We start from the raw sequence: 10992 nt of genomic DNA, 5'->3' as shown, positions 1-10992 counted from the left end.
CGTGCCGTAGCTCTGGAAGACACCGTGAGCGGCGGCGCCACGCGCATGGACCACCCGCTCGGGAATCCGCTCATGGTCGAAGTGCATGATCTTCTCGCGTAGATGGTGATCCTGGAGAAGAACCGGCCCGCGCGCTCCCGCCTTCAACGAGTGATCGGTGTCGTAGAGCCGGGCCCCCTGGGCGGTCGTGAGGTACGTGCCGCTCTGCGCCACGCGCGCCTGCTCCGCCCCGGTGGCCTGCCCGGTAGGACTCACGGTCTCCGGCCCTTCCTGGTCCGCCTTCGGAGGAAGCGGTTGCGTGGGCTCCGTCGGCTCGATCAGAGGCGGAGACTCCGGCCCGGGCGTGCCCGGCAGCCCGTTCTTGGCGGTGCCGGTTGATGACGGTCGCTTCGGCATGATCGTTCTCCTCGGGGTCGCCGATGTGGTGGACAGGCGAGAGCGGCGCCTCGACGAGGGCCGTTGACCTCCCGCTCTCGCGCTGTGGGCGCAGGAGCGAAGCCGCAGGTCAGGTCGCCGGGTACGGCGCGGCCTTGAGGCGGCGGGCGAGGTGGGCGGTGTTCGCGGCGAGCGTGGCCGTCGTGCCGGCCGTCTTCTCGGGGGTCTTGTCGAGGTCCTGGTAGTCGGTGCCCTGCATGGCTTCGCCGACCCAGTAGGTGACCGCGTTCGGGGCGAGGGAGAAGCCGACGTCGTTGAGGCCCTGGAAGAGGTCGGCGCTGACCTTGTGCGCGCCGTCCTCGTTGCCGACGACACACACCGCGGCGACCTTGCCGTAGGGGAGCATGCGGCCCTCGTCGTCGCTCTCGGAGATGTCCGCGTTCAGACGCTCCATGACCCGCTGGGCGATGCTCGACGGGTGGCCGAGCCAGATGGGCGTGGAGAGGATCAGGATGTCGCAGCCCAGAATGGTGTCGCGGATCTCCGGCCAGGCGTCGCCGTCGCCCATGTCCGTCTGCACACCGGGCCTCACGTCGTGGTCGGCGATCCGGATGGTCTTTCCGGTCACGCCGTGCTCGGCGAGGGCGGCCATGGTCTGCTCGGCCAGCAACTGGGAACTCGACGGAGCGGGGGAGGGGGACAGCGTGCAGACGAGCGCGACGGCGCGGAGCGGGGTGTGATCGTTGGAGTCCATGGTGTCCGGCTACCCGCACGCCCCTCTTTGATGTCGCAAGCGAGGCGATTCATCCCCCTTGGCTCAGTCCGCGCAGGTGCGGAAGCTGCGGAAGGCCGTCCGCACGTGGCATGACCGCGATGCGAGCCGACGCGAGCGGCCCGCCGGCGCGCATGAAATCGGGGTTCCGAAGCATGCGCGGCGTATGGAATGCGTGGTGTACGAGGAGCGGTCGGGCCGGTCGGAGACGGTGGAGTGCGGCCTTGATGACGAGGCCTGTCGACTGGTGCTGAAGCGGTTGCGCGGGCTGGGCGACGGCGAATTCGGCTGGGTGCGTCTGGTCGACCCGGCCGAGGGAGAGCTCGTGCAGCTGGCCGAGCAACTGGGCTTGCACCGTCTGGCAGTGGAGGACGCCGTTCAGGCGCGCCAGCGGCCGAAGCGTGAGCGCTTCGGCGACGTACTGGCCGTCGCGCTGAAGACCCTTTGGTACGTCGAGGAGGAAGCGGCGGTGGAGACGGGCGAGTTGATGCTCTTCGTCGGGCCCCGCTTCGTACTCACCGTTCGTCATGGCGAGGTGGAACCGACAGCCGAGGCGGCCCGCCGGCTGGAGGCCGACCCGTCCATGCTGCGCTTCGGCCCGCTGTCGGTTCTGCACGCCGTCCTGGACGTCGTCGTCGACGCCTACGGCGAGGCCGCCGAGACGGTGCGCGCCGCGCTCGACCGGCTCGAGGACCGCGTCTTCTCGTCCTCCCGCGTCGACCACACCGAGGAGATCTACTCCCTGAAACGAGAGGTACGCGAGTTCCGGGACGCCGTACAGCCGCTGGTGCCCGTGCTGCCCGGCCTGCTGAGCGGCCTGGCCGAGGAAGAGCGTCCGGCGAAGGTGCTGCCCTACTTCCGCGACGTGGCCGACCACCTGCACCGCACCGACACCGAAGTGCGGACGCTCGACGAACTGCTCAACTCGGTTCTCGACGCGCAGCAGGCCCGAGTCGGCACCTGGCAGAACGACGACATGCGGCGCATCTCCGCCTGGGCCGCGATCTTCGCGGTCCCCACCATGGTCGCCGGTGTGTACGGAATGAACTTCGAGCACATGCCGGAGCTCGGCTGGAGTTTCGGCTACCCACTCGCCGTCGGCCTCATGGCGACGGCGTCGGGCTGCCTGTATCGCGCCTTCCGCCGCAACGGCTGGCTCTAGGCCGTGCATCGGAAATGGATCAAGGTAATGGCGGGGCCGTGCTTCGGGGCTAGGCTCACGGGCCTGGTGTCGATCTGAGGAGGCGGGCGAGTTGGCCGCTGTGGTGCTCGTTCACGGCTTGTATCACCGTCCCGAGCACTTCGCCGTGCTGGCGAAGCGATTGCGGACCGCGGGAACCGAGGTTGTCGTTCCTGAACTCCACCGGGGCTCATTGTCCGCTGACACAGCTGCCGTCCAGGCCGCCATCGAGGTACTGCCGGAGCCCCCGGTCGTGCTCGGTCACTCCTACGGAGGGTCAGTGATCACAGGGGTGCACGGAGCGGGACACCTGGTCTATCTGGCGGCCTTCGTGCTGGACGTCGGCGAGAGCGCGGCTGGTATGGGCGGTGCGTCCCCACAGCTCCAGGACGCAATAGTCCCTGAGCCCGACGGCTCGACCCGTCTGCACCCCGACCGGGCCATCGACGCCCTCTACGGCGACTGCCCCGAACCCCTCGCCGCGCGGGCGGTTGGCCTCCTCCGTGCGCAAGCCCCCGGCTGCGGACGAGGAGTCCCGGAGCGCCACAGCTGGAAGCACACTCCCTCAACCTACGTCGTCTGTGCACTGGACCGGGCCATCGACCCGGGCCTCCAGCGGAGGATGGCCTCGCGCTGCACCGACGTGCGCGAGTGGCAGACGGGCCATTCCCCGTTCGTGGGACGCCCCGATCTCATCGTGGAACTCGTACTGGAACTGGTCGCCCCCCCCCGCACCCCGCCCGGGCCGAACGAAGGAGTCGCAAGCACTCGACGGGTCCGGTAGCAGACCGGGATCGAACTACGCCGGCAGGCTCGGATCGTAGTCCAGGCATGAGTGGCGCTGAGGTGGATACCCGCCGGGTATGACATTGCCACCGGACCGAGGCCAGGGCAGCGACCGTGAGCGCGCCGAAACCCGGCGTGAGGCCGTCGCGGGCCCGGGCGAGCTGGTCGAGGAGCGGGCTCCGGACCAGCCTTCGGACCTGTCCGCACGCTCCTGGAAAGCAGTCCTGCGCGGCACGGTGAAGGAGTTCCGGAACGACGAGCTGGCCGATCGCGCCGCAGCCTTGACCTACTACGGGGTGCTGGCGCTCTTCCCCGCCCTCCTGGTCCTCGTGTCCCTGCTGGGCCTGGCCGGGGAGTCGACGACCGCGCGGCTGTTGGACGACCTGCAGCAGCTGACGCCCGGCTCCGCGCGGGACGTGATCAGAGACGCGGTCGAGCAGCTGCAGGGCCGCAGCGGCATCGGCTCGCTCATGGCGGTGGTCGGACTCGTCGTGGCGCTGTGGTCGGCCTCCGGCTACGTGGCCGCCTTCATCCGCTCCGCGAACGCCGTCTACGACATGCCCGAGGGACGGCCGGTGTGGAAGGTGCTGCCGCTGCGCCTGGCGCTCACCGTCACGCTGATGGTCCTCGCCTGCGCCGGGGCGTTGATCGTCGTCTTCACCGGCGGCCTGGCGCGGCGCGCGGGCACCGCCCTGGGCATCGGCGACACCGCCCTGACGGTGTGGGCGATCGCGAAATGGCCGGTCCTGGTGCTCCTCGTCACCATCATGATCGCGCTCCTGTACTGGGCGGCGCCGAACGCCGCGGGCCGCGGATTCAGGTGGGTGACACCGGGCAGCTTCCTGGCCCTGGGGATCTGGATGGCCGCCTCGGCCGGCTTCGCCTTCTACGTCGCGAACTTCGCCTCCTACAACAAGACGTACGGCACGGTCGCCGGTGTGATCGTCTTCCTGGTCTGGCTGTGGATCACCAACCTCGCGATCCTCCTCGGGCTCGAGTTCGACGCGGAACTGGCTCGCCAGCGGGCGATCGCCGGAGGGCTGCCCGAGGACGAGGAGCCCTATGTCCGGCCCCGCGAAACCCGCGCCTGGAGCGACCAGGACCGCCGCCGCATGGAGAAGTGACCGCATGAAGTGGCCGCATGAAGTGGCCGCATGCGGACGCTCACGGCCGGCAGGAGCGACGGCGGCGCGTCCCGGCGGGCTGCTCTGACGCCGCTGCGTGCGCGGAAGCATCTGCTCGCGGGGTGGGTGCTCGTTCGTTTACCGGGTAGGCGCGCCACGACAACAGCGTGAGCATCGTGAAGGGGAGACTCCGCATGAGCACGATAGAGCGGCACACCCACAGCTCCGAGGAATCCGTGAGCGTGCTGGTCTCGCGCGCTTCCCAGCAGATCTCGGAACTGGTCCGCGAGGAAATGCACCTGGCTCGGGCCGAAATGGCGCAGAAGGGGAAGCGCTTCGGGAAGGGCGGCGGCCTTTTCGGCGCGGCGGGCCTGATCGGAATGCTGGCAGCCCAAGCCCTGACCGCAACCTGCATCGCAGCCCTCGCGTTGATACTCCCGCTGTGGGCGGCGGCCCTGATCGTGACGGCAGTGCTGGCGCTGGTCGCCGCGGTGACCGCCATGGCAGGGAAGAAGCAGATCGCCGAGGCCGGCGCCCCCGTCCCGGAGCAGACCATGGACAGCGTCAAGGCCGACCTGGCCGAGATCAAGGAGAAGGTGCACCGATGACCAACGAGCCCCGAACCGATATCGGCACGCCCACGCCCGACGAGCTGCGCGAGCAGGTCGAGCGCACCCGAGACGAACTCGGACAGACCATCGAGGCACTGGCGGGCAAGGCCGACATCAAGGCACAGGCGAAGGAGAAGACGGCCGCCGTCAAGGAACAGGCCGCCGAGAAGGCCGCAGTGGTCGCCGGCCAGATCCGTGCGAAGGCCCACCATGCGGCGCAGCTGGTGAACGACACGACGCCCGAGCAGGTTCGGGACAGGGCGGGCCGGGCCGCGAGCGTGGCACGCGCCAACCGCACGCCGCTGCTCGTGGCCGGCGTGGCTCTGGTGGTCCTCCTGATGGTGCGGCGCAGCCGTCGAAGCCGATGAAAGCGTCCAAGGTCGCGTACAGGCCGGTGGGGCTGGCCCTCGGCACCGTCAGCGGCCTGATCGCGGGGGCCGCGTTCAAGCAGGTCTGGAAGATCGTCGAAGGTGACGGCGACACTCCCAGTGCCACGGACGAGGACCGCTCCTGGAAGCAGATCCTGATCGCCGCCGCCATCCAGGGCGCGATCTTCGCCGTGGTCAAGGCCGCGGTCGACCGCTCGGGTGCCGTGGCGACCCGTCGCGTGACGGGCGCCTGGCCGGGCTGACCCACCGCGATGGCGCCCCCTTCCCGCGCGGACCGGCACCGCTGCACCAGCGGGACAGGGGCGCCGCGCCGTGGCCGTCGGAGGTCCGGTGCGTGGTGCCCCGGTGGCCGGCGCCCCTTCTGTCGTGGCATTCCAGGCACATGACTGATAGGCCCGGCGAATGCGGGTAGGCGCCAGTCATGATTCCTACCGAAATTCTTGCAGCCGAAGGCCAAGGAGCGCTTTTTCTCATGTTCGCCGGCGTCGTGGTGGTCGTCCTTTTGCTCGGGGCGTTCTGGTACGGCAGCCGACGCAGCGCGCGGCGCCGGGCCCCTGCCCGGCCGGCCGAGCAGAATCCGGTGGCGCAGCAGCGCGAGGACTCCTGGCAGACGCCGGACGGAGACGCCGGCGACCAGGGGCCCCGCGTGTGAGCAACGAGGCGCGGTGCGGTGCCGGTATTGCCGAACATTCCGGCCAAGACATTCCGACCAGGCCGAGGACGAGTGCGGCGGAAGAGCGCTGTGGCAGCGCTGTCAGGGCACGCGCAGCGCCAGCACGACGACGTCGTCTCCGGGGGCCGGGTCCGCCGGCCTGTTGCTGATCCGGTGGATCAGCTCGGACAGCGGACGGTCACCGTGGCGGGCGAGCAGGGCGACGAGCTGTGCAATGGAGGCATCGATGTCGTGGCCGCTGCGTTCGATGAGCCCGTCGGTGTAGAACAACAGCGTCGAGCCCGCGGGAACCTCGCGCCGGGCCTCCGTGCGGTGGTACGGCCCGAGGCCCCGGTGAAGGAGGATGTCGTGTTCCACCAGGGTGGTCACCCGGCCGTCGGGAGTACGCAGCAGCGGCGGCGGGTGGCCTGCGTTGGACCAGGTCAGCGTGCAGCCGGGACCGCCCTCGGCGAGGTCGAGGCGGGCGTGGACCAGCGTGCCGCTGGCGTCTATCGGCAGGACCGAGCACGCCGCGTCGAGGGCGGTCAGCGCAGTGGCAGGGCTGTACGGGGGGTGGTCGAGCGTGGCCTGCCGCAGCATGCTGCGGATCTGCCCCATGATCGTGGCGGCGTGCATGTCGTGGCCGGTGATGTCGCCCACCGTGACCATGAGTGCTCCGGGCTCACCGCCGGGCGTGGCGGACGGCAGGCGGTAGGCGTCGTACCAGTCCCCGCCGATCATTTCGCCGTCCGCAGCCGGCTGGTACAGGGCGCTGATCTCGACGTGGTCGGCGAGCGGTAGATCGGTGAGCATGGCTTCCTGGAGCTGCCGGGCCACGGAGATGCGTTCATCGAGGTAGAGGGCGCGCTCCACCGCCTGCGCGATGTAACCGGAGGCGGCGGTGAGCGTGGCCCGCTCGGCGACGCCCACCTCGTGCCGCTTGGCCCAGCAGACCGCGAGTACGCCCAGCAGGGCGCGGCTGCCCCAGAGAGGCAGGCACAGCACGGTGGTGAAGCCCATGCGGTCGAAGAAGCCGACCGCCTCGGGGCTGTAATCGGCGACGAGCGCCTCACGGTCGGGCACGAAAACCGCCCGCCGCTCCCGCATGGCCCGGGTGCTCGGGAACGCCGCGCTCACGGGCAGGGTGAGGACCTCCCGTTCCACCGAGTGCTCGGTGTCAGGGTCGGCAACCCGGTGGAGTTCGTCCTTGTCGGCGACCAGGAGGCCGACGTACGAGGGCTTCCCGGCGCCGACGAAAAGGTCCCGCAGCCGTCGTCGGACGTCTTCCAGCCCGGACGTCTGGGCCAGCTCCTCCGACGCCCTCAGCAGCAGCTCGGCATGGTCCATGCCGGCCTGGGCCTCCTGCTCCAGGCGCTGTGCGTCGCCCCGGGCGCGCTCGGCGGCGGAGCGCGCGGTCTCCAGCACCTTCTGTACGGACCGGCTCTGCGCCGAAAGGATGCGCAGGCACAGCTCGGCGGAGCAGGCCGCGGCCAGATCCTCCAGGTCGGTCAGCTCGCCGTCACCCCAGCTCCGCGGCTCGTGGTCGATGGCGCACAGGGAGCCCAGGACCAGCCCGTCGGCGTCGGTCAGCGGCGTTCCGGCATACGCGACGACCCCGAGGTCCCCGCCGGCGGGGTGGGTCCGGAGCCGGTCGTCGGCGCGGGCGTCGGGCACGACCAAGGGCTGCCCGGTGGCCACCACGTACCGGCAGAGGGAATGCGACAGCGGCAGCGTCCGGCTCCCCGCCCAGGGCTCCGGCAGACCGAACAGTCCGGGCAGAACCTGCCGGTCCTCCTCGACCAGCGAAACGAAGGCCACGGGCACGCGGAGCAGTCGTGAAACCAGCCGGGCGAACCGGTCCATCCCGGCATCGGAAGCCGCCGACAGACCGGCCAGCCTCAAGGCCCGCCGCCGTGCGCTGCCCGGTTCCACTCCGGATTCCCGGCCCTGTTCCGCCATCTGCCCTCCGGTCGCGCTGTCCCGAAGCCCTCAACGGCATCCTAGGCCAGCGGGGGGCTGCCCGGCCGGTCATCGGGCGACAGGAGCGGCGGGCGGCCGAGGAGGCGTCTCCCGCAGCGACGGGCGGCCGACCGCGAGGTAGGCGTGAGGTACTGCGGGGGAACTGACGTCGGCCGGCCTCGGCGCGTCCGGCGAAGGCTGGACCGGCACGGAGGGTACGTGCCGGCCCTGACGCTGACAGAGCGGCCTCCCGGCCAGTGCCGCGCCCGGCGCCGCCGTGGGACCTCGAGCTCCGTGAGCCGGTCTACATGGGGTCCATGGTTCCGCTGCCCCTGCCGTACTCCTGCTCGGCCTTCTCCCGGATGCGCAGGGCCCTGTCCTTCAGCCGCTGTCGCTCTGCCGGATCAGTGGCGTGCTGTGCCGCCTGCTCCAGCTCCTGAGCCTTGTCGCGCATCTGCTGGACCTGCTTGCTCCGCTGGCTGTCGCCGCTCATGATCACTCCTCGGATCGGGGTGCGGATCCCCCCAGGCAAGCAGCGGGAGGGCTGTCGTGCCACCGCAGCATTCGGATCCGACGCGACCACCATGGCGAACGGTGGGACGATGGCAGGACAGCGGTAGAGGCGCCTGTACCCGTGCGCCCATCCCTAGAGAGACAGCAGGCCAGGCCATGACCAAGCAGCCGAAGCCGTCCCAGCCCGCCCACGGCAAGGGTCCGAGTCGCCACGAGGGCACGAAGCAGCACGGCTGGTCGCCGGACGTGGACGAGACCCGTCAGCAGGACAACCCGAGCGCCCGCCGTTCCTTCCACCCGGACGAGTACGCCCCGGACAAGGGCCCCGGCCGGACGGTTTCCAAGGAAGAGGCCGGAAACCCCCACGGCAAACCGGTGAAGAGCAGGGGCACGCGCGGGGAGGACCAGGGCAAGGGCTCCGGGGAGCAGGGCATGCACGACCTGGGACGCCGGGGCCGGTCGCAGCGTCCCAGCGGAACGAAGGACGCTTCCGCCTCGACGGGCGTGGACCCCCAGGACCCGCCGGGCAAGCGCAGCGGCGGATAGCGCGGACCGCCGAGGAGCCGTCAGACCCGTCCGGGCCGCCGACCGCGGGCCGCTGACCGGCGCCAAGCCGCGTGAAAGCCGAAAAGAAGGCACCGAGAGGCGGAGTCCGGTGGCGTGGCGCGTCCGGGCACGAGCGCCGGCTCGGCATGGGCACACGAGGGGCATCGCCACGGGTCCGGGTCGCCCGGCCGTCGGCCGGGCGACTGCCGGCTGAGGGACAAGTGCATGCCGTCGGTGCGCTGTTCGGTGCCCGCAGCCCGGCACCCCGTTCGTTCCGGCAGGAGGACTTCGCTCATGGCCGTCCGAAACCAGCTGATTCACGGGTCCCCGCAGGCGGTGTGGTCGGTGCTCGCCGATCCGTCCCTGTACGGGGAGTGGGTGGTGGGCCCGTCCGAGTCCACGCCGCTCGACCAGGCCTGGCCGGAGGTCGGCTCCCGGCTCCGCTACACCGTGCGGCTGGGCCCCTGGTCGACCGAAGGGGTGACCACGGTCCGACACCGGGAGCCTGGCCGGGAGCTGGAACTGGAGGCGTCGTTCAAGGCACTGGGCACGGCGAGGATCTTCCTCCAGCTCCGGCCGTGGGGCGAGGAGACCCTCGTCGTCTGCGACGAGCACCCCCTCCGCGGCATCGGCGGCGCCCTGCACAACCCCGCCGTCGAAGCCCTGCTCCAGCTTCGGCACCGAGGAATGCTGGCCCGCCTGGCCAGGATCGTGGAACAGGAGCACGGAGAAGCCCGCCATGCCTGACGCGGTGGTGATCGGCGCTGGCCCGAACGGGCTGGTGGCCGCGAACCTGCTCGTCGACGCCGGCTGGAGCGTGGAAGTCCTGGAGGCGCAGCAGGATCCCGGCGGGGCGGTCCGCAGCGACCGTGGTGTCCATCCGGACTACGTGTCGGACCTCTTCAGCGCCTTCTACCCGTTGGCTGCCGCCTCCCCGGTCCTTGCGCGTCTCGACCTCGCCGCCGAGGGTCTGCGATGGAGCCATGCCCCGGCCGTACTGGCCCACCCGCTGAAGAACGGCCGGTGCGCGGTGCTGGAGCGCCGTGTGCAGGAGACCGCAGCCGGGCTGGGGACGTTCGCAGCGGCCGATGCGGACGCCTGGCGGGACATGTACGAGGTGTGGAGCCGTGTCGGCCCGGACCTGGTGCAGGCCCTGTTCACGCCCTTCCCGCCGGTCCGCTCCGGGCTGCGCCTGGCAGTCGGACTCCGCGCCGCAGGGGGACTGCGGCTGGCCCGGAACCTGGCCCTGCCGGTCCGCCGCCTGGGCGAGGAGGAGTTCGCAGGGGACGGGGGCCGGCTCCTGCTGGCCGGCAACGCCCTGCACGCCGACCTGGCCCCCGAAGCCGTCGGCAGCGGCGGATTCGGCTGGCTGATGTCGATGCTGGGACAGAGCCACGGCTTCCCGGTCCCCGTCGGCGGCTCCGGCGCCCTGACCGCGGCCCTCGTGAGCCGCCTCCGACGCCGCGGGGGCGTCCTGCGCTGCGGGGAACGCGTGGCGGCCGTAGTCGTGCGCAGTGGCACGGCGGTCGGGGTGAGGACCGCGGGCGGGGAGAACATCAGCGCGCGGCGGGCCGTACTGGCCGACACGTCAGCACCGGCCCTGTACCGGGACCTCGTCGGCGAGGAACACCTTCCGTCCCGCCTCCTGCGGGACCTGGAACGCTTCCAGTGGGACTTCGCGACCTTCAAGGTCGACTGGGCACTGACCGGCCCGGTGCCGTGGACGGCGCCGCAGGCCGCCGGAGCGGGGACGGTCCACGTGGCCGACGGCGTCGACGGCCTGACCAGGTTCGCCTCGCAGATCGCCATGGGACAGGTCCCCGAGGAACCGTTCGCCCTGTTCGGCCAGATGACCACGGCGGACCCCAGCCGCTCACCGGCCGGCACGGAATCGGCCTGGGCCTACACCCACCTCCCGCAACGCATCACCTCCGACGCCGGACCCGACCGCATCACCGGCCGCTGGGACGCCCGCGAACAGGAAGCCATGGCCGAGCGCGTCGAAGCACAGGTGGAGCGGTTCGCACCGGGCTTCCGTGCGCTGATCGGCGCCCGCCGGATCCTCGCCCCCACCACCCTCCAGAG

14 protein-coding genes are annotated in these 10992 nt (G+C 71.1%); 10 read left to right on the top strand and 4 right to left on the bottom strand.

Annotation, left to right across the window (positions count from 1 at the left end):
• Together PV721_RS35965 and PV721_RS35960 are read right to left on the bottom strand one after the other, a co-directional pair.
• The coding region (locus PV721_RS35965) for a catalase (protein WP_319731886.1) at positions 1 to 396 on the bottom strand (396 nt) is incomplete at its 3' end.
• Positions 397 to 505: 109 nt separating this feature from the next.
• Positions 506 to 1129, bottom strand: coding sequence for a flavodoxin family protein (locus PV721_RS35960; RefSeq protein WP_319731885.1), 624 nt, complete (start codon positions 1127 to 1129; stop codon positions 506 to 508).
• Positions 1130 to 1313: 184 nt separating this feature from the next.
• Between PV721_RS35960 and PV721_RS35955 the strand changes: the two genes are divergently transcribed.
• The 7 genes from PV721_RS35955 (at position 1314) to PV721_RS35925 (ending at position 5889) form a co-directional block, all read left to right on the top strand.
• A complete protein-coding gene (locus PV721_RS35955) occupies positions 1314 to 2309 on the top strand; it encodes a magnesium and cobalt transport protein CorA (protein WP_319731883.1) in 996 nt (331 codons plus the stop codon).
• Positions 2310 to 2400: 91 nt separating this feature from the next.
• On the top strand, positions 2401 to 3111 hold the full coding sequence (locus PV721_RS35950; protein ID WP_319731881.1) for an alpha/beta hydrolase: 711 nt from the start codon (positions 2401 to 2403) through the stop codon (positions 3109 to 3111).
• A 79-nt stretch (positions 3112 to 3190) separates the two neighbouring features.
• Positions 3191 to 4237: a YihY/virulence factor BrkB family protein gene (locus PV721_RS35945; protein WP_319731879.1), complete on the top strand. Its 1047-nt coding sequence runs from the start codon at positions 3191 to 3193 to the stop codon at positions 4235 to 4237.
• Positions 4238 to 4431: 194 nt separating this feature from the next.
• Positions 4432 to 4845 (top strand): phage holin family protein, encoded by a 414-nt coding sequence (locus tag PV721_RS35940; RefSeq protein WP_319731877.1) that lies wholly within the window; start codon positions 4432 to 4434, stop codon positions 4843 to 4845.
• Positions 4842 to 5216, top strand: a complete 375-nt coding sequence (locus PV721_RS35935) for a DUF3618 domain-containing protein (RefSeq protein ID WP_319731875.1) — start codon at positions 4842 to 4844, stop codon at positions 5214 to 5216. The genes PV721_RS35940 and PV721_RS35935 overlap by 4 nt, the downstream gene beginning before the upstream one ends.
• Positions 5213 to 5479, top strand: coding sequence for a DUF4235 domain-containing protein (locus tag PV721_RS35930; RefSeq protein ID WP_319731873.1), 267 nt, complete (start codon positions 5213 to 5215; stop codon positions 5477 to 5479). The genes PV721_RS35935 and PV721_RS35930 overlap by 4 nt, the downstream gene beginning before the upstream one ends.
• Before the next feature lie 179 nt (positions 5480 to 5658).
• Entirely contained in the window at positions 5659 to 5889 is a 231-nt protein-coding gene (locus PV721_RS35925) for a DUF6479 family protein (protein ID WP_319731871.1), read from the top strand.
• A 102-nt stretch (positions 5890 to 5991) separates the two neighbouring features.
• Here the strand turns inward: PV721_RS35925 and PV721_RS35920 are convergent, their stop codons facing one another.
• On the bottom strand, positions 5992 to 7752 hold the full coding sequence (locus PV721_RS35920) for a SpoIIE family protein phosphatase (protein ID WP_319731869.1): 1761 nt from the start codon (positions 7750 to 7752) through the stop codon (positions 5992 to 5994).
• A gap of 400 nt (positions 7753 to 8152) precedes the next feature.
• Positions 8153 to 8341, bottom strand: coding sequence for a DUF6381 family protein (locus PV721_RS35915; protein WP_319731867.1), 189 nt, complete (start codon positions 8339 to 8341; stop codon positions 8153 to 8155).
• A 176-nt stretch (positions 8342 to 8517) separates the two neighbouring features.
• Between PV721_RS35915 and PV721_RS35910 the strand changes: the two genes are divergently transcribed.
• From PV721_RS35910 to PV721_RS35900, 3 genes are all read left to right on the top strand, one after another.
• Complete coding sequence (locus PV721_RS35910) at positions 8518 to 8907, top strand: hypothetical protein (protein ID WP_319731865.1); 390 nt, start codon at positions 8518 to 8520, stop codon at positions 8905 to 8907.
• 294 nt (positions 8908 to 9201) lie between these two features.
• Positions 9202 to 9654: an SRPBCC family protein gene (locus PV721_RS35905; protein WP_319731863.1), complete on the top strand. Its 453-nt coding sequence runs from the start codon at positions 9202 to 9204 to the stop codon at positions 9652 to 9654.
• On the top strand, positions 9647 to 10992 hold a 1346-nt coding region (locus tag PV721_RS35900; protein ID WP_319731861.1), incomplete at its 3' end, for an NAD(P)/FAD-dependent oxidoreductase. The genes PV721_RS35905 and PV721_RS35900, both read left to right, overlap by 8 nt.

This window comes from Streptomyces sp. MB09-01 (assembly GCF_033794505.1).
In the GTDB taxonomy this organism is placed as follows: domain Bacteria; phylum Actinomycetota; class Actinomycetes; order Streptomycetales; family Streptomycetaceae; genus Streptomyces.
Note: the sequence above shows the minus strand (reverse complement) of the source record. Positions and strands in the feature narration are given on the sequence as shown.